Here is a 17,581-nt window from a genome sequence, read left to right as displayed (position 1 = left end):
TGAAAATAGTAGATACACCCACGCATTAAATTATTACTTCAGAATACGTATTGGCCCTTTAAGGGCCTTTTTGTTGTCTAAATGAACCAATACACATCGGTTTACTTATTTGCTTCTATAAAAGATTTAATATCTTGATTCGTACATAGCCTCCATAATTGTATACCACAAATAATAAGATATGCAGGATAAACAGTGCCTATTGTAATCTGTAATAGATTGATATAGCATTGTTGAGATGTGAGTGGATAAAACATCCATTCACAACCTTTGAACGTAAAATAGATATATAGATAAGAATATAGATAGGATACTATATGAAGCAACAAAGATGTTTTAAAAGCTTTATTGGACAACTTGTACGCAATTGGTACAGGAACGAAACCAAGAATATATGGGAATAGGCTACTGATAGCTTCTTCAAAATCAAAGAATGAGATACCACCTAAATTAGAAAGACAATACATTAACAAAATTTTAAAGATAAAGATCATTGCGATACAGCTTAACAATAAATATAAATGACACTTCTTATAGAGTACTTTTCCTCTTTCAATATTTAGATCGGTTGAAGATTCTCTCATTTCTATGTTCTCTTTTCTTTTATAGCCTTACTTTACTACAAAGGAGTACGTAAGATATGAAGAAAGAGTTACGAATATAAAAAAAACGTTATAATTTCTAACGTTTTTTTGGTTGTATTCGTTTGGCTGTCTTTAACACAATGTATAAGAGCCATGCATCTAGAGGAAACATCACAATATTTTTAATGATTCTAGGTACTGCAAATAATAAAGTACCATACATCATATTCAACCATAATGGAGTTAGGATAAGGTTGATAACGATGGTGATGCTTAGTCGTGCTAAGATGACACGTTTCCATGAAATCTCTTCTTGTTTATAGAAAAAACATCCATAAATAAGTCCTGTAATAAATGCACTTATTGCGAAACCTGGAAAGTATGGTCCATTAGGATGTATAAGATATCCTAAAGTATCCGCAATGACTCCAGCTAAACCTGTTAAAATAGGTCCATAATATAATGCGGACACCGCCACTGCTAAACTTGAAAAACCAATACTTAAAAATGCACTAAAATCAATACGTACTGCTTTTAGAATAATGTCGATGGCGGTGAACATCGCACACCCACAAATGGATGAAACCTTTTTGATTTCTTTCGCACTATCCTTCATGTCTTGTGAAGCCTTTGAAACTAAACTCGCAAAGTTCATAAAAAAATACCTCCTTTTCCATATTGCATATAGAAAAAGAGATTGCTCTTTATATGCAACAGCGGGATGCGAACCAGAAATCGCAAGATAAACTTTTCGCCCGCCTGACAACTCCCCGTTCAGGTGGTACTTAACGCCTCTGGTCCTACTCTGCTTATGAGAGAATTATAGAGGGTATTGTATAAAAATACAAGTTTTTTATACATTTTATCTTGTGAAATTTTTCATTTGTGAAAAAAGCCTTTTTATATGCAAATGGTCGGTGTATAATAAATAATGGTAAGGAAAGTGAGGATTTATCAATGATTAATACATTAATCGAAAAAATTAAGGGAAAAGGTACAAGAATCGTATTTACAGAAGGTTCTGACCCACGTATCCTGGAAGCTGCAATTCGTCTACATAAAGAAAATATTCTAGTTCCAGTACTACTAGGAAATAGAGCAGAAATTCAGGGAGCTGCATCTGCAAATGGTTGGGATATTGAAGGTCTTGAGACATTGGATCCAATCGAATACAAAAATATGCAAATGATGATTACAAAAGTAGTCGAACTTCGTAAAGGTAAATTAGACGAAGAAGCTGCTAGAGAAGCATGTCTACACAGAAACTTCTTTGGTACAATGTATGTAAAACTTGGTTGTGCAGATGGATTATTAGGTGGAGCAACATACTCTACTGCTGATACTATTCGTCCTGCGTTACAGTTGGTAAAAACAAAACCTGGAAATTCTATCGTTTCTAGTTGCTTCATTCTTATGAAAGATGGGGCAGACCAATTAGTTATGGGAGACTGTTCTATTAATATTGACCCTACGGTTGATGACTTAGTAGAAATCACACTACAAACAGCACACACTATCCGTCAGTTTGGTATTGAACCTAAAGTAGGATTATTATCTTATTCAACTCTTGGTTCAGCAAAAGGGGAAAGTGTTTCTAAAGTAAAAGAGGCCGCTACTCGTTTGAAACGTATGCCTTTAGATTTTGAAGTCGAAGGTGAAATTCAGTTTGACTGCTGTGTATCACCAGAAGTTGCGAAATTGAAATCACCAGATTCAAAATGCGCTGGTAAAATCAATACCTTTATCTTCCCTAATATCGATTCAGGAAACATCGGTTATAAAATCGCATCTCGTTTAGGTGATTATGAAGCAATTGGACCAATCCTACAAGGGTTAAACTCTCCAATCAATGACTTGTCACGTGGATGTAATGCGGAAGAAGTTTACAAAATGGCAATCGTAACTGCAGCACAGAAATACATGGATATCTAATATATTATGCCTGTCTATTATGACGGGCTTTTTTGTTGAGTAAATCATAAAGATATATTTGAAATAAGAAAAAAACACCGAGGGAGATCGGTGTTTTTCTACTACATTATATTTATAATTGAAAGGGAGAAAAGTATGATTTATGTGGGGGATTATCATACTAAGCAAGTCTTATTATCACTTGCTTGTCTAAATTATACCCAAAAGCTATGGTTTTATAACGTTAAAAATGTGGAAAATTATGTTTTTTTTCAATGTAGTGACGGATTCTATTTCATTGTTGGATGTTCCACTTATGAAATCGAGGTATTCAATACTAATGTTTGCGTCTGATTTATTTTAGTATTTGTTCTTTACATAATTTTTCAATGGAAAAGGTGAATCTGAACTTCGATATTCAATATCATTTTCCCTGAGAAACTCTTCAAGTTTATTTTTTCCTTGGATATCGATAACAGCAACTTTGACTTTACCATTACATTTGAAGAATATATAATTTTTTGAAATTATAAGGTTATCAAATGTACAAAAATCATTTTTATTTATTGATACTTTAGCATCTTTGAATTGAAGTGAATTTATCCTTTTAAGTATACTTACACATTTGACAAAGAATAAAATATTTAATGCAAAAAATACTACTGTAAACATATGCCTAATCATAAGATTACGATCAGAAAAATTATTTGTAAGGCTATCATATATGATAGGTGAATAAAGATATAGGACTGCGATGATAGATAATACAGGAATAGGCACTAACCTTAAATAGTTTTTATAAAAAAATAATATATCTTTTCTTTGATAAATGCATTTGATTTCAATGAAATTTTCATCCATAATTGTTCTCCATTTTTCTAAATAATATACTATTTATATTATTTAGTCTAGTGTTTATGAATAACTACACTATAACGAAAACGGATTTTGATGATGTACGAGACTGTTGGATTTATTTCAGTTATTTAAAGTTTCAGTTAGAGTTCATATTTTTACTACTTTGTAATTGCTCTTCTTGTGCAAAGATTTCTATTAGTTTTTACTCGCTATCATGCGAATAAATACACTGGATGTCCAATGAAACTTGAAGATAAACTATTTGTAATAGATAACAAAAAAATGCACCGAGGGAGATCAGTGCATTTTTTAACTACATTATATTTTTATAATTGAAAGGGAGAAAAGTATGATTTATTTGGGGGATTATCATACCAAGCAAGTCTTTTTATCACTTGCTTGTCTAAATTATACCCGAAAGCTGTGGTTTTATAATGTCTAAACTGTGGAAAATTATGTGTTTTTCATTATTTTATCACAATATTTCAATTTTACGGTTTAAGATTTACCAAGAAAGGCTCATTCTCACCATGTATAGTGATGTTTGTGTGGCATTACTTGATAATGAGATTTCCTTCTTTATTTTACGGATAAATCGTTTAGATATATGTACCATCATGTTTAGAATTTAAGAAATGAGATATTTAGTTTTCTCGTAGTCAAAATAGTAGATTCCTTGATGTAAAACATAAGGAAAATCATTTATCTGTTATTTTCCGGAAGTCCGGAATGATGATTATTTGAGATTCTCGAAAAGAAACTATATGATGTTAGTGTAAGTTCACGTGAATTGAAAAGGAGATGAGGCAATGAAAATTATATTACTATGCGGCTCAGGAGCGAGTAGCGGATTTATGGCGGCTAGCATGAGGAAAGAAGCTAAAGTAAGAAATTTAAGTTATGAAATAGAAGCACATTCTGAATCAGAAATTCAAAACTATATCGATGAAGTTGACTGTGTGATGATAGGACCACATTTAGCTTATTTAGAGGAAGAGTTAAGGGAAGAACTACGAACACAGACCAAACTTTTTGTGATGAAACATGAGTACTATGCGAGATTAGACGGAAAATTGGCATTGGATCATTTAGAAAGTGCCTTAAATTCAATGGATGAAAAGGAGAAATTATGAAGAAATTTACGAATTGGTTAGAAAAACACTTTGTTCCGATTATGAACAAAGCTAATGGAAACATTTGGGTTATCACGATAAAAGACTCTATTAATTTACTACTTCCAGTGATTATGTTAGGATCGTTCTTTTGTTTGTTATCTATTTTAGAAGAATATGTAACATTACCATTTTCATTTTGGACAGGATATGAATGGACCATAGGAAAATTATCTCTCTTTATTAGTTTTTTAATACCATTCAATTATTGTGAAAAGAAAAAATTTCGCAATCATCGCTTTGCGGCGGCAATTGCAGGTCTAACTTTGTTTATGATAGTGGCAACACCACAAATCGAAGCGAGTGAATCCATAGGTTTTAGCAGTAGCGCATTAGGCGCAGGTGGAATGTTTGTTTCTATCATAATTGGAGTGATTGTGTCTCTTGTATTTCAAGTTTTCCACAATTTTTCATTTTTTAAGAAAGATTCTATTCTCCCTGGATTTGTTAAAAATATGTTTGATTTAATGATCCCTTTAGGTGTCATTACACTATTAGGTTGGCTAGGTGTGCTTGTTGTTAATATTGATGTATATGCATTAATCCAATCTCTATTTAAACCATTGACGAGTTTTATTCAAACGTTACCAGGATGGATTCTATTTGATTTTGCATTGGTGTTCTTATATTCATTAGGTATATCTAATTGGGTTTTAAGTCCTATTACTGAGCCAGTTACACTTGCTGCAATTGCAGGTAATGTTTTGTTGGCAAGCAACGGTATGGCAAATGCATCAGATTTAAATATGTTTACGCAAGAATTAAGATTCTCTACTTATATGATGATTGGTGGTACAGGATGTACATTACCGCTTGTATTCATGCTGTTAAGAGCAAAGTCGCAAAAATTAAAAACATTAGGGAAAGTCGGCTTAGTTCCAAGCCTATTCAATATTAATGAACCTATTGTATATGGATGTGTTGCATGGAACCCATTACTTATGATTCCGATGTGGCTTACTGCAATTGTCCTGCCTTGTGTAATTTGGTTTTTTACAAAAATTGTTGTTTTTGCTCCAATACCAGATATGGTTTTCAATTTATGGTATTGTCCATATCCTATTAGTACATGGTTAATTACACGTTCATTGAATGCAATCCTATTGATGTTGTTATGTTTCTCGATTGCAGCGCTTATTTATTATCCATTCTTCAAGGTTTACGATAAACAAGAAACAGAACTTGAACAAAAGGAGTTAGAGTGTAAATGATGAATAAACATACAAGAGATTCGTTTTTATGGGGTTCTGCGACTGCAGCATACCAGTGTGAAGGTGCATGGAATATCGATGGCAAAGGAATTACTCAATGGGATGTATTCTCTCATGACTCTCCACTAAATATTAATCACGTAGATGCAGATGTTTCAAGTGATTTTTACCATCGTTTTGAAGAAGATATAAAAATCTTAAAAGAATCAAATCAAAATACATTTCGTATGTCTATATCATGGGCACGTATTATGCCAAGCGGAACTGATGAAATTAATGAAAAAGGAATTCAGTTTTATCACCGTGTTTTCGATTGTCTATTAAAAAATGGAATAGAACCAAATGTAACACTTTTCCATTATGATTTACCAATGGCACTAGAAGAACGAGGCGGATGGGAAAATATCAACACTGTAATTGCATTTAAAGAATACGCAAGAGTATGTTTCGAAGAATATGGGAATAAGGTAAAGTTATGGGTAACTGTAAATGAACCTGTGTATAATTTAATGTGCTGTTATGGAGTTGGGAATTATCCACCTCATATAAAAGATCCAAAGAGATTTGTAAGAGCAGGATATTATTATATGCTTGCTTCAGCCATGGCAGTTAATCTATATCGAGATATGAAATTGCAAGGCAAGATAGGTATCGTTCATGATATTCATCCCGTATATGGCATAAATCAGGAAAAAGAATGTCTATTCGCATCAAGGATGGCAGACAATGTGTTAAATAATTGGGTTCTTGACCCTGCTGTTAATGGAGTGTTTCCTAATGATTTTATAGAAGAACTACAAAAACATATGGAACTGGATTATATGAAAGAAGATCATAAGCAGATATTTATGAAAGGTACGGTAGATTTCCTTGGCATCAACTATTATACGAGGGCGTTTGTAAAACCATATTCAGAGGGACCAACTTGCTTTAATGAAAATAATAATGGGGTTAGGCAAGAAGATGGTTCTGTAGTAAAGAAACTTATGAATGTAAAAGGAATGTTTGAAAGAGTTGAAGATCCTAATGGAGTGTATTCTGATTGGGATATGGAAATCTATCCTGATGGTTTATACGATTCTTTTATGATAATCAAAGATAAGTATAATAATATTCCTGTATATATCACAGAGAATGGAATTGGACTACACGAGCATGTTGAAGATGGAAAAATCAATGATGATAGTCGTATAGAATTTCTATTATCACACATTAAGGCTATGGAAAAAGCTATGAATGAAGGTGTTGATGTAAGAGGATATTACGTGTGGTCAACCTTTGATTTATATAGTTGGGTGAATGGATATAATAAGCGTTATGGACTTGTATTTATCGATTTTGATGACCCTACGTTGCCAAGGATAAAAAAGAAGAGCTACTATTGGTATCAAGAATATATCAAAAATTCGAAAGGCGTTGAAAAGTATTATGAATGAAGAATTGATAGACCAAGCAATGAGCATTATCTTACATGCGGGGGATGCAAGGACTTATTGTGAAAAAGCATTGAATTACATTTATGAGTTTGATTTTCAGCTGGCTAATGAAAACATGGCATTATGTGATGAAGAAATCATTCATGCGCATATGATTCATACAAAGATTGTTCAACAAGAGGCAGCAGGTGTTAAGGTTGAATATTATATGTTGTTTGCACATGCGCAAGATACATTAATGACAATAGCTAGTGAAATTCGCATCACAAAAAAACTAATGAAGATGTACCAAAGAATCGATGAACGGTTTTCAGAAATCGAAAAAAACCATTGAAGATTTGAAGAGCTTGGGTGAGGAAGCAGGTATACTGCTTCTTTTGCCTTTTTTAATTAGGTAAAATTTGGAAATAAAAAGATAATCTGAGTGTGTTATTATATAAGAAAAGAAGGGTTCGATATGACAATCAATAGTAAGTTAATTTTACAATTTCTTGAAAGAAAAGGGACCTGGGTGGAATCAAGTGAATTAGCGGAATATTTTCAAGTTTCCTCAAGAACGATCAGAAATTATGTTCGTAAAGCCAGTGAGCAATATGGCGATTGTATATTATCTTCATATAAAGGGTATAAATTGAGCGAAAACTTTACCCATTATGAATTGCAAAAAGATTATGAAGAAATTGAAAATAGAAGCAATTATATTATTAGAAAGTTACTATGTTGCAGTAGTTTAGATTTTTATGATTTAGCTGATGAAATGTATATAAGTGATTCGACTTTAGAACTTGAATTAAGAAAATGCAAAGATACATTGAGTCAGTTTCATTTGTATGTGAAAAAGAACAGAAAACATCTTGCTCTAGAAGGAAATGAGCGTGAAAAAAGAAAGCTAATGAGCTATTTAATTAACAAAGAAAATGTGAATGAGTTTATTAAGTTATATAATGATGTTCTAACAAAAGTAAATGATATAGATTTTATACAGTTATGCCAACAACTGCACAGAATATTTGTAGAAGAAAGTGTATATGCAAATGATTATGAAATTAATAACATTGCATTACATATCACAGTTATCATAACTAGAATACATGCACATGAATCTTTACAGGAAGTAGTCGAAATTTCTAAAATCAAGAAAACACATGATTATCGTATTGCCTTACAAATTGAGAGATTATTAGGTGAATTATATCATGTAAAGATGAATGAAGCAGAAATATATTATTTGACTTTATTAATCTCATCTAATAGTACTACCCTCATGGATGCTTTAATAAACAGAGAAAATATAGAACAGTTTATAGATGAAGAATACATACAATTATCGAAAAAAATTATAAGGAAACTCACCGATATGTTCTTTTTAGAGGGATTTGATGACAGTTTTTTTATAAAATTTACAATTCATATTAAAAATCTATGTTCGCGCCTAAAAAATAATATTTCTACAAGTAATCCTCTCTCTTTGAAAATAAAAAAAGAATATCCTCTTATTTATGATATGGCTGTTTATGTAGCTGGAGAATTAAAAGCAATGAATTATGGGCAAATAGCAGATGATGAAATAGCATTTTTAGCGTTTCATATAGGTGCTTACTTAGAAAATGATAATTTCAAAAAAGATCGAGTTAAGTGTTGCTTTGTGTATATGAATTATCATAATATGCATCAAAAATGTTTGGAGAAATTGATGTATAATTTCGAAAATGATATTTGTATAAATAAAGTTTTGCCATTTGAACATATCAATCAGGTGCCTATGGATACTGAAATGATATTTACAATGAATACTATAGATTTTGATATGCAATTCTCACAGATTCAAATCGGATTATTATTATCAGATGATGATATAAAACGTATAAGAGAGGCATTGATTCACATCAAATTAAATAGGAAGAGAAAACAAATCAGTGATAATATGAGGAAGTTCGTTGGAGAAAAATTATTTTTTAAAGAACTGTATGCTAACTCTGTAGAAGATATGATAGAAATTTTATGCAACAATTGTCAGAATTTAGGCTTATGTGATAGTTTTTATGAAGATGAAGTGTTGGAAAGAGAGAAAATTTCAAGTACATCCTTTCCAAATCATGTGGCTGTGCCACATTCGTTAATCAAGAATACAAAGCAGTCGTTTCTCTCCATTGTAATGAATAGCAAACCTATGAGATGGGGAGAGTTCGATGTAAATTTGATAATTTTAATTGGATTTAGCAAAATTGATCACGATATTTTTACAGGGATTTTTGATAGTTTGATTGCTGCATTGTATGAACAAGAGAACGTAGATCGATTACTTAAATGTAGTGATTATACTACATTCATGTCAGAAATAGAAGATATTTTGATTCTATAAAATAGTTTATTAAGGAGTTTATCTAAGAACCATTTTACTATTAGGGAATAGTATGGTGAGGGGGATAGATTGAATAAGAATGAACTGAAGATTGGACTTGCCTTATCGGGTGGGGGAATGCGAGCAGCTGTATATCATTTAGGGGTGTTGAAGTATCTGGCAGAGCAACACTTATTAGGGAGTGTTGCTCATATTTCAACAGTTTCAGGTGCCAGTATATGTATGGGACTCATCTATGGTTGTAACGATAATACATGGCCAGATGATGAGACCTTTTTGAAGAAAGTGCTGCCCAAGGTAAAAAAGTATATCACGGAAAAAGATATTCAATGGACAGCACTTTTTCGTTTGATTGTAAGTCCTTATTATTGGGATAAGAAAGTTAATTTATTAGGGAATGTGATGGAAAAACGATGGCATATTCAAGGTTGTTTGCATAGCATTGCTTCACATCCACTGTGGACTATTAATACTACTTGTTTTGAAACAGGAAAAGATTTTCGAATCTCAAGTGTGAAAATGGGACAAACGGATGGCGCTCATGTGAAGAATCCTCATATTCGTATTTCTCATGCAATGGCAGCAAGTGCAGGATTTCCTGTACTGATTGGCCCATATAAATTAAAGACGAAGGATTATACGTGGTGCGATAAAACAGGAACGATTACTATTAAACCTAGGGATGAGATACTGCATTTATGGGATGGAGGAGTCTACGATAATATGGGACTGGATCCATTGTTTAGAATGCGCGGAGAGGACTCTTTAATACGTCCTGTGAACTATTTGATTGTAAGTAATGCATCTACTGGTATTTCTCATAAAACACGTACAATGAGCTTTTCTATAAGCAATTTAAAACGATTGCTAGATATTAATATGAACCAAGTGAATACATTACGCAGTACAAGTATCAAAGATATGTTTAGAGAACAACACAATGGAGTGTATTTAGATATAGGAACACGTGTTGTGGATATAGTAAAACGTAGCAAATTATCCGATGAAGAAAGTAAACGAATTGTACAATCTGCATTGAGTGATGAACAGGTTAATTTTGTTAAAGATTATAAGACATCTTTGGAAAGAGTTCCTGTGAAGGATTTTGATTGTATTTTAAAACATGGGTATGAAACAGCAGCATGTACATTTCATTGTCTAGGTCATTTTGCATAAAGTATGTGCGAAAATACTAACACATTTGCCTACTCTCGCATAAGATAGATTGAAACAAGAGCATGGAATTGAAACGAAAGGGGAAATGTTATGTTCCAAAATCAATGCGAGAATGAGTTTGATAATCTTGATTTTGATTGCCGTCCTTTAGAAGAGTGCGATGTATATGATGAAGAAGATTTTACATGTGGTGAACAGTGTGGGTGTTCATGTGGGTGTAATTGTGAACCGTTGATTGGACCTACTGGACCTATGGGACCACAAGGCCCAAGAGGAATACAGGGACCTAGAGGATTACAAGGACAACAAGGTAGAGAAGGAATTGAAGGAGCACGTGGACCACAAGGTGTTACAGGAGCACAAGGAGAACCAGGGATTCAAGGTGCAACTGGAGCAACTGGACCAAGAGGGGAAAAGGGTGCTACTGGGGCAACCGGCACAAGAGGTGCCACGGGACTTCAAGGACCACAAGGACCTCAAGGAAATACTGGTCCAGCTGGAAAAGATGCGTCAAATTTACAGTTTGCTTCCGCATCCTTATTTGCATTTACCAATAAGAACATCTGTCCATCCGAGGCCTTGATATTTGACATCAGTAAGATCCAAAGCGGATTTACAGTAGTAGATGATTATCGTAGTTTGTGTGCAGCACATCAAGGTACGTATGTAGTACAGTTTGGTTGTAGAATTTCAAATTGTATGGAGAGTGGAAATGCGATTGCTTTAGAGTTGAATAATACCATGATTATTGAAGAATCAAGAATGTTGGCAATTGGACAAAGCTTTGTTCAAGGAACCATTATTTTGACACTTCATACAAATGATACCATTCGACTTGTGGCAGATAGTGAAGAACCACTTGTACTATGCAACGAGAATGAAACAATCAATGCGTATCTCATCATCTATCAAATCAATTCATAAAAGGATGGTGGAAACTATCCTTTTGTACATAACAAGGAGTGATCATATGATAAGTATTAGTGTGTGTATGATTGTAAAGAATGAAGAAGACGTGTTGGCTAGATGTTTGGATTGTGCGAAACAAATCGCAGATGAAATTATTATTGTAGATACGGGTAGTAGTGATACTACAAAACAAATCGCAAAGGAGTACACAGATAATGTGTATGATTTTTCATGGTGTGAAGATTTCTCTAAAGCCAGAAACTATTCCTTTTCAAAAGCTACTAAGGATTACTGTATGTGGTTGGATGCAGATGATATCATACTAGGTGAAGATATACGTAAATTTCAAGCACTTAAACAGTCAATGAATGGAACAGAGGATATCGTGATGATGAAGTATCATACTGGATTTGATGAACAAGGGATTCCGGTATTTTCATATTATAGAGAACGTTTGATAAAGAATGATAGAACACATGTTTGGGAAGGCGTCATTCATGAAGTGATTTCATTAAGAGGAAATATTCGTTATGAGGAAATTGCGATTACCCATCGAAAAGTGCATGTCGCTGACCCAAAACGTAATATACGAATCTTTGAAAATCTCATAGCACAAGGTGTTGCCTTAAGTCCAAGAGAACAATTTTATTATGCAAGAGAACTATATTATCATCAACGTTATGAAGATTCCTACGCTATGTTTGAAACCTTTTTAAAGGGGAAACAAGGTTGGATTGAAAACAACATTGATGCATGTCAAATGATGGGATATTGTGCATATTTTATGGGACAAGAAGAGCATGCCTTAGAATGCTTTTTTAAGAGTTTTCTTTATGATACACCAAGAGCTGAACTGTGTTGTGATATTGGAAAACATTTCTTTGATCGTGAACACTATAAACAAGCTGTCTTTTGGTATGAATGTGCACTCACCGCAAAAAGAAATGATCATAGTGGAGCATTCGTAAGAGGGGATTGTTATGGATATATTCCTAGTTTGCAGTTGTGTGTATGTTGGTGGAGATTAGGAGATAAAGATAAGGCAAAAGAATACAATGAAAAAGCTGGTCAATATAAACCAGCTAGTAAAGAAGTAGAAAAGAATAGAGAATTATTTCTTTAGTTTAATATAGATAAGGCTTTGATTTGACGTTGTTTTGTACTTCGATAGGTGTAAAGCCTCTTAAATCATATCGGCGTGTATTATTATGTGCATTTATAAGTAGATCAAGGAGCTCATTAATTTCGTTTTCCGTGATAGACAATATTTTCTTATACTCGGTAAATAAGATATCCATGACATGATCAGGACCATACCCTGACATAAAGATACTTGCAATTTTCATTGTTATGTCATCCGCAATCCAATACGTATCACCTTTCATAATATGTTGTTCTATAAAGTTAAATAGATTCTTGGAATGTGGATATGTAATATCTGCATACGCACTAGATTCAAAAGCATAAAATACTGGTTTTCTATCAGGATAATAAAATTCATGGCTGGAAGCTTTGTTGTATAGAAGTTCTATTGTAGTAGGCGTATCGATGATCTTTGCCTTGTATACAAAATTATTATAAAGTTGAATCGTTGTCCTTTTTGAAATAAATTTTTCTAGAACTTCTTTGATTGTAGTTTCATCAACATCCTCATGATTGTAATGATGGATTGTATCTTTGATGTCTTTCAATGTTACAGCTCCATAAAGATGTGCACAACATTTAGAGAATTTTATAATATTCTTATCATTCATGTGCGTTCACCCCATTTGTTAAAAAGTCTTCGAACTCTTTCGTTTTTTTATGCAACATTAAAAAATCATAAACTTCATCATCTGTTAAATCTTTTTCATATTCATCAATGATATTGCAAACTGTCTCACTCAATGGATAAGGTTCACCACTTTGTGTACGAATGAAATGTAAATGCCAAGAATCATCAACCACACTTAAATAAATTGATGCGCTATCCTCACCCATATCTCCCCAAATGGGTTTTGAGAATAAGTCAGTGTAAAAGGATAAATCTTTGTGCTTTGTTTTGATTGTTGCTAATTCATTCTTTGTCATGTTGTTCCTGCCTTTTTTAAGTTCTTTATGTCAAATGAAATTCATTGCTTTTTATGTAAATTATACTTTATACCTGCTGTTATAATAACATAATAAATGTATATGTGGATAGAGAAAGTTATTAGGTAAAAAGATTAAATTATGAAAAACAAGACTAAACAAATAGTGAGCAATAATAAATTCAGTGTTACTGTAATCAATAAAGATGATTTCAATAAGCTTCATTATTTCTTTTATAATATTTCTTTGTTTACAAATTATGATTTTATTTATTGATTGATTTTTAAGATTCGAATAAGTTAGGCATTTCAAAATAAAGAATGAGTGTCTTAATCTTCATAGTGTTTTTAATATTACGGATTTTCATTTTAATAATTGGATGCGGTAAAGTTATACTATAGGAAAATGTAATGAAAAAGCTGGTTTATTATAAACCAGCGGAGAAATGATGGGAGATATTTCATTTAGACAGAGTCTTTGAACCCAGCATATGAATTGAAACCAAGCAAATATATAGCTAATGCTATTGATAAATCTTTAGATTCTGAGGAATCTCTGGCAACCATAGAGATTAATTCTTCATAAACTGTATCAGCCGGAGTTTTTATTCGCTCTGAACTACTTACCACTTCCTCTATTAATTCAGGAAGTATCGAACATAGATCATAAAAAGCATTATCGTTACCAGTAACAATTGCATAAAACTGATCCAAACTTACTCTGCGAATATATCTATGTGCAACCTTGTTACCGTCTACACTTGGAGCCCATTTTATATTTTGTGATTTTTTTGCTATTGCTTCAACTAAAAAGCATGCGCAGTCATCATCATTAAGGAGTTGGTTTTGCATTTTTATAAAAGTTTTCCCTGACGATGAAGAATTCATAGTATTATGTTTGTTTTTCATTTCAACATAAATTCTGGAAACTGTACCACCTTCAGGCAAATTTATTCTAGCGGGATCTTCGAAAATCACATCCCATCCGCCCTCTTCTCCATTAGCTGGTACATGACAGTTTTCAATGTATTGGAAAATGCGTTGATGAAAATAGCCTATGTCATTATTGTTAGATTTATCTCTCTGTCTAAAAATTTCATTTTTAACTATTTCTTCCCAAGTAGATTTATATACAAATTTATCAAAAATTAGCTTAATAGGATCTACAATGTTTTTATTGAATCTAGTAAGGTTGAAGGGTTCTAATTTCTCACCATATTTTTCAATTGTTAATTCAATATGTTCTTTTAAATCATTTTTGGATATAAAGTCTAGAGGCCAACTCATAATTTTTTCAACTCCTTTTTTATCATTTTAGCAATTTCATAAGCTAGATTAACTGGAACTGCATTTCCAATCTGCTTATACTGTTCTCCTATGCTTCCACAAAATTCCCATTGATCAGGGAAGCTTTGACATCGTGCATTCTCTCGAATTGTAAAAGGTCTTGATTCAAGAGGATGGCAACGCTCTGTTTGTTTTTGGCTTGGAGATGTTAAAACAGTGAGGGAGGGCTCATCAAGGCTTAATCGTCTCAAAATACCAGTTCTTCCTCCACCCATAAACCAGCAACTCTTCATGAAACTCTTTGCATATTCTTCGGGAATATCCCGCCAGTATCCTCCTGGGGGAACCATGTCAAATAAAAACTTTTTATATGCAGAGTACTGTGCACCATCACTTACAGGACAATCTAAAAGAATATCCCGTAAAACAGGTTTGTATTTTAGTTTTTTCGGAAACTCAAAATCAATAGTGTTTGCTAAATCATTCCGCACACCAATTATTATTAGCCTTTCTCTTTTTTGTGGAACACCATAATCCCATGCATTTAGAACTTTCTTACATATAGTGTATCCAGCATTTTCAAATATTTCGCTAATGACTGTATATGTTTGTCCTTTGTCATGTGTTAATAAACCTCGGACATTTTCAAATAGAAACATTTTAGGTTGAAGTTTAGTCAAGAAAATAGCATAGTGATAAAACAATGTTCCTCGAGCATCATCTAGACCTAATTTTTTACCTGCATATGAAAAAGACTGACATGGTGCGCCTCCAGATAATAAGTCCAATTGTCCTTTTTTTATATTAAAGTAAGACTCTAAATCCAAAATAGAAATATTTGCAATATCATCGCAAATTACATTCCAATTTGGTCGATTTTTTTTTAATGTATCTGCGGCAAATTTATTACTTTCTACTAATCCGATTGTTTTGAATCCTGCTTTTTCGATTCCTAGAGCTAAGCCTCCTGCCCCTGCAAAAAGTTCTATAGTTTTTAGCATAATAACCTCCAGTAAAATCGATTTTTACTCTTAGGAGATTATACAATATTCTTGTAATATAATCAATTAAATATACTTCCGTATGATATTATACGGAATGTTTAAAAGAATAATAAATTAAATCTTACGTAGCAAACCTTTTTCCGATTTTCAATTTATTTTGTTAGTGTCAAGTAAGTGTGGAATTATTACCATATAAAATTAAATCTTATATTGAAAGGCTGTGAGCGTAGCGAGCAGCCTTCAATGTCTTGCCATGAATCCTTTTATATAATTTGATGTAGATGCTTTGCCTTGTCCTTGTGTATTATGTTCAAATATAGAAAAATCCAAAGAATCCTTTATTATAATCTTGTCATTTTCTTCTTCATAATCAAGATATTGAATATACAACTTGGATAAGTCAACGTTATTAACCTGATGTTCTCTGTTACTTACATATTTTGAAAGGTTTGATTTTCCATACACTTTTGGCACACTCGTAAATGTTGAGGCTAAGTAATGAGAGATTGCGCTTCCCATACTACATCCCATAGAGAGATTGAAGTGTGCGGATTGTATGGCTGTCCAGTTATTTGATATATACTGTGCCTCTTTACGTATACTTCTTCACGATGTGGTGATTCGCTTATTAAGACCACAATGAGTTTTCTAAATAACTTTCTATCGTTATCAAGAACAATATACTCAAATAATTTATTTCTTATTTCTTTGTCTTTTTCGATTCTGGTTAAAGATTGATGTAAATGAAATTTATCTAATGAGAAATCTGCTTTTGTGTTTTGTGTGGTCATAATATCTTTACCTGCTTTTATCCATGATGCTCCATCTCCTAGAATATGAATATTCTTTACTTTCTCCAAATCATACAATTCATTAATTCTTTCGTAAGTCGTTCCCCAAAAATCGCTTTCTGAATTTAAGATAATGTGCTTATTAATAAGTTCATGTCTAGGCTTTTTTGATTCTACATTTGTAAAGGCATTGCAGATATCCTCGAATATTACAGCGGCTTTTACCATTTGCTTTTGTTTATTTCCTTCCTTGTCATGTGATTGAAGAGGTATCCATTTTTCATCAGCCATGACATAAAGTGATTCGGGAGTGATTTCACGTTTTTTCAACGAGAATACAATTTGAGGATGATTTTTAATCGTAGATTGAATCGTTTGTCTAGGTATTGCGTGTAGAAATCGTTTTTCATCAAGAGAAAAAGGAGAAAAGATATGTTCGCCTAAGATTTTCCCTACTTTAATCATAGAATTGTGGTTTGCGTAAAGAGAAATCATCATGGATTTAACACAAGGATCATAGCGATCATATTTAGGAATCCCAAGAATTTCGTCTACATGTGTATAGAGACCATCTGAGCCATCTTTAAAGGAATAAATGGTTCTTGTATAGGTTACTTCTCCAAAGGGAGTAATAATCGTTCTAGGACGAGTGTTTTTAACATAGTATCTTTCTTTTTGTTGTGTAGAAAAACGAAAAGAAAAGTCCATATCTTCAAGCCATGACTTCAAGGAATCTTGCGCAAGTGAATAAATTTCCTTACCTAAAGATTCAATAATATTTGTGTAATTAAAAGTTGATCTAGAAGTAAAG

Annotated in this window: 19 protein-coding genes and 1 riboswitch; of the genes, 10 read left to right on the top strand and 9 right to left on the bottom strand. The window is 32.7% G+C overall.

Going from position 1 to position 17,581, the window contains the following annotated elements:
* Window positions 1-101: 101 nt before the first annotated feature.
* Both ACWG0P_RS05250 and ACWG0P_RS05245 read right to left on the bottom strand, forming a co-directional pair.
* Window positions 102-584: a hypothetical protein gene (locus ACWG0P_RS05250; RefSeq protein WP_455800819.1), complete on the bottom strand. Its 483-nt coding sequence runs from the start codon at window positions 582-584 to the stop codon at window positions 102-104.
* Window positions 585-681: 97 nt separating this feature from the next.
* Window positions 682-1,239 (bottom strand): folate family ECF transporter S component, encoded by a 558-nt coding sequence (locus ACWG0P_RS05245; RefSeq protein WP_455792259.1) that lies wholly within the window; start codon window positions 1,237-1,239, stop codon window positions 682-684.
* 57 nt (window positions 1,240-1,296) lie between these two features.
* Window positions 1,297-1,394: riboswitch (THF riboswitch) on the bottom strand.
* A gap of 147 nt (window positions 1,395-1,541) precedes the next feature.
* On the opposite strand from ACWG0P_RS05245, the gene pta reads away from it, so the two are divergent.
* A complete protein-coding gene (gene pta, locus ACWG0P_RS05240; RefSeq protein ID WP_455800818.1) occupies window positions 1,542-2,516 on the top strand; it encodes a phosphate acetyltransferase in 975 nt (324 codons plus the stop codon).
* 339 nt (window positions 2,517-2,855) lie between these two features.
* Here pta and ACWG0P_RS05235 read toward each other — a convergent pair whose 3' ends face one another.
* Window positions 2,856-3,356, bottom strand: coding sequence for a hypothetical protein (locus ACWG0P_RS05235; RefSeq protein ID WP_455800817.1), 501 nt, complete (start codon window positions 3,354-3,356; stop codon window positions 2,856-2,858).
* A gap of 806 nt (window positions 3,357-4,162) precedes the next feature.
* On the opposite strand from ACWG0P_RS05235, the gene ACWG0P_RS05230 reads away from it, so the two are divergent.
* The 8 genes from ACWG0P_RS05230 (at window position 4,163) to ACWG0P_RS05195 (ending at window position 12,742) form a co-directional block, all read left to right on the top strand.
* Window positions 4,163-4,486, top strand: coding sequence for a PTS sugar transporter subunit IIB (locus ACWG0P_RS05230; protein ID WP_455800816.1), 324 nt, complete (start codon window positions 4,163-4,165; stop codon window positions 4,484-4,486).
* Window positions 4,483-5,736 carry a PTS sugar transporter subunit IIC gene (locus ACWG0P_RS05225; RefSeq protein ID WP_455800815.1) on the top strand — a complete coding sequence of 418 codons (1,254 nt, stop codon included), beginning with the start codon at window positions 4,483-4,485 and terminating at the stop codon, window positions 5,734-5,736. The genes ACWG0P_RS05230 and ACWG0P_RS05225 overlap by 4 nt, the downstream gene beginning before the upstream one ends.
* Window positions 5,733-7,172, top strand: a complete 1,440-nt coding sequence (locus tag ACWG0P_RS05220) for a glycoside hydrolase family 1 protein (RefSeq protein WP_455800814.1) — start codon at window positions 5,733-5,735, stop codon at window positions 7,170-7,172. Before ACWG0P_RS05225 ends, ACWG0P_RS05220 begins: the two co-directional genes overlap by 4 nt.
* Window positions 7,165-7,506, top strand: a complete 342-nt coding sequence (locus ACWG0P_RS05215) for a PTS lactose/cellobiose transporter subunit IIA (RefSeq protein ID WP_455800813.1) — start codon at window positions 7,165-7,167, stop codon at window positions 7,504-7,506. Before ACWG0P_RS05220 ends, ACWG0P_RS05215 begins: the two co-directional genes overlap by 8 nt.
* Before the next feature lie 123 nt (window positions 7,507-7,629).
* Entirely contained in the window at window positions 7,630-9,534 is a 1,905-nt protein-coding gene (locus tag ACWG0P_RS05210; protein ID WP_455800812.1) for a BglG family transcription antiterminator, read from the top strand.
* 69 nt (window positions 9,535-9,603) lie between these two features.
* The gene (locus ACWG0P_RS05205) at window positions 9,604-10,710 is read left to right on the top strand and encodes a patatin-like phospholipase family protein (protein WP_455792279.1); all 1,107 of its coding nucleotides are present in this window, start codon (window positions 9,604-9,606) and stop codon (window positions 10,708-10,710) included.
* A gap of 90 nt (window positions 10,711-10,800) precedes the next feature.
* Window positions 10,801-11,634, top strand: coding sequence for a collagen-like protein (locus tag ACWG0P_RS05200; protein ID WP_455800811.1), 834 nt, complete (start codon window positions 10,801-10,803; stop codon window positions 11,632-11,634).
* A 46-nt stretch (window positions 11,635-11,680) separates the two neighbouring features.
* A complete protein-coding gene (locus ACWG0P_RS05195) occupies window positions 11,681-12,742 on the top strand; it encodes a tetratricopeptide repeat-containing glycosyltransferase family 2 protein (RefSeq protein ID WP_455800810.1) in 1,062 nt (353 codons plus the stop codon).
* Between the two features lies 1 nt (window position 12,743).
* On the opposite strand, the gene ACWG0P_RS05190 is transcribed toward ACWG0P_RS05195, so the two are convergent.
* Both ACWG0P_RS05190 and ACWG0P_RS05185 read right to left on the bottom strand, forming a co-directional pair.
* Window positions 12,744-13,373 carry a hypothetical protein gene (locus ACWG0P_RS05190; protein WP_455800809.1) on the bottom strand — a complete coding sequence of 210 codons (630 nt, stop codon included), beginning with the start codon at window positions 13,371-13,373 and terminating at the stop codon, window positions 12,744-12,746.
* A complete protein-coding gene (locus ACWG0P_RS05185; RefSeq protein ID WP_455800808.1) occupies window positions 13,366-13,689 on the bottom strand; it encodes a hypothetical protein in 324 nt (107 codons plus the stop codon). Before ACWG0P_RS05185 ends, ACWG0P_RS05190 begins: the two co-directional genes overlap by 8 nt.
* A gap of 141 nt (window positions 13,690-13,830) precedes the next feature.
* On the opposite strand from ACWG0P_RS05185, the gene ACWG0P_RS05180 reads away from it, so the two are divergent.
* Window positions 13,831-13,965 (top strand): hypothetical protein, encoded by a 135-nt coding sequence (locus tag ACWG0P_RS05180; RefSeq protein ID WP_455800807.1) that lies wholly within the window; start codon window positions 13,831-13,833, stop codon window positions 13,963-13,965.
* 188 nt (window positions 13,966-14,153) lie between these two features.
* On the opposite strand, the gene ACWG0P_RS05175 is transcribed toward ACWG0P_RS05180, so the two are convergent.
* From ACWG0P_RS05175 to ACWG0P_RS05160, 4 genes are all read right to left on the bottom strand, one after another.
* Window positions 14,154-14,975, bottom strand: coding sequence for an Eco47II family restriction endonuclease (locus tag ACWG0P_RS05175; RefSeq protein WP_455800806.1), 822 nt, complete (start codon window positions 14,973-14,975; stop codon window positions 14,154-14,156).
* Window positions 14,972-15,976, bottom strand: coding sequence for a DNA cytosine methyltransferase (locus tag ACWG0P_RS05170; protein WP_455800805.1), 1,005 nt, complete (start codon window positions 15,974-15,976; stop codon window positions 14,972-14,974). The genes ACWG0P_RS05175 and ACWG0P_RS05170 overlap by 4 nt, the downstream gene beginning before the upstream one ends.
* A 243-nt stretch (window positions 15,977-16,219) precedes the next feature.
* The gene (locus ACWG0P_RS05165; RefSeq protein WP_455800804.1) at window positions 16,220-16,498 is read right to left on the bottom strand and encodes a hypothetical protein; all 279 of its coding nucleotides are present in this window, start codon (window positions 16,496-16,498) and stop codon (window positions 16,220-16,222) included.
* Window positions 16,471-17,581, bottom strand: a 1,111-nt coding sequence (locus ACWG0P_RS05160; RefSeq protein WP_455800803.1) for a UPF0236 family transposase-like protein, incomplete at its 5' end; no start/stop codon positions are given. The genes ACWG0P_RS05160 and ACWG0P_RS05165, both read right to left, overlap by 28 nt.

It is taken from the genome of Amedibacillus sp. YH-ame6 (assembly GCF_053848845.1).
This window is presented reverse-complemented; position numbering and strand designations above follow the sequence as displayed.

What these genes read in the sequence shown, in the direction of transcription:
- ACWG0P_RS05225 (WP_455800815.1), top strand. Translation starts at nt 4,483, where the DNA reads ATGAAGAAATTTACGAATTGGTTAGAAAAACACTTTGTTCCGATTATG.
- ACWG0P_RS05175 (WP_455800806.1), bottom strand. Translation starts at nt 14,975, where the DNA reads ATGAGTTGGCCTCTAGACTTTATATCCAAAAATGATTTAAAAGAACAT.
- ACWG0P_RS05165 (WP_455800804.1), bottom strand. Translation starts at nt 16,498, where the DNA reads ATGGGAAGCGCAATCTCTCATTACTTAGCCTCAACATTTACGAGTGTG.
- ACWG0P_RS05250 (WP_455800819.1), bottom strand. Translation starts at nt 584, where the DNA reads ATGAGAGAATCTTCAACCGATCTAAATATTGAAAGAGGAAAAGTACTC.
- ACWG0P_RS05230 (WP_455800816.1), top strand. Translation starts at nt 4,163, where the DNA reads ATGAAAATTATATTACTATGCGGCTCAGGAGCGAGTAGCGGATTTATG.
- ACWG0P_RS05220 (WP_455800814.1), top strand. Translation starts at nt 5,733, where the DNA reads ATGATGAATAAACATACAAGAGATTCGTTTTTATGGGGTTCTGCGACT.
- ACWG0P_RS05215 (WP_455800813.1), top strand. Translation starts at nt 7,165, where the DNA reads ATGAATGAAGAATTGATAGACCAAGCAATGAGCATTATCTTACATGCG.
- ACWG0P_RS05185 (WP_455800808.1), bottom strand. Translation starts at nt 13,689, where the DNA reads ATGACAAAGAATGAATTAGCAACAATCAAAACAAAGCACAAAGATTTA.
- ACWG0P_RS05245 (WP_455792259.1), bottom strand. Translation starts at nt 1,239, where the DNA reads ATGAACTTTGCGAGTTTAGTTTCAAAGGCTTCACAAGACATGAAGGAT.
- ACWG0P_RS05180 (WP_455800807.1), top strand. Translation starts at nt 13,831, where the DNA reads ATGAAAAACAAGACTAAACAAATAGTGAGCAATAATAAATTCAGTGTT.
- ACWG0P_RS05170 (WP_455800805.1), bottom strand. Translation starts at nt 15,976, where the DNA reads ATGCTAAAAACTATAGAACTTTTTGCAGGGGCAGGAGGCTTAGCTCTA.
- ACWG0P_RS05210 (WP_455800812.1), top strand. Translation starts at nt 7,630, where the DNA reads ATGACAATCAATAGTAAGTTAATTTTACAATTTCTTGAAAGAAAAGGG.
- ACWG0P_RS05195 (WP_455800810.1), top strand. Translation starts at nt 11,681, where the DNA reads ATGATAAGTATTAGTGTGTGTATGATTGTAAAGAATGAAGAAGACGTG.
- ACWG0P_RS05190 (WP_455800809.1), bottom strand. Translation starts at nt 13,373, where the DNA reads ATGAATGATAAGAATATTATAAAATTCTCTAAATGTTGTGCACATCTT.
- ACWG0P_RS05235 (WP_455800817.1), bottom strand. Translation starts at nt 3,356, where the DNA reads ATGGATGAAAATTTCATTGAAATCAAATGCATTTATCAAAGAAAAGAT.
- pta (WP_455800818.1), top strand. Translation starts at nt 1,542, where the DNA reads ATGATTAATACATTAATCGAAAAAATTAAGGGAAAAGGTACAAGAATC.
- ACWG0P_RS05200 (WP_455800811.1), top strand. Translation starts at nt 10,801, where the DNA reads ATGTTCCAAAATCAATGCGAGAATGAGTTTGATAATCTTGATTTTGAT.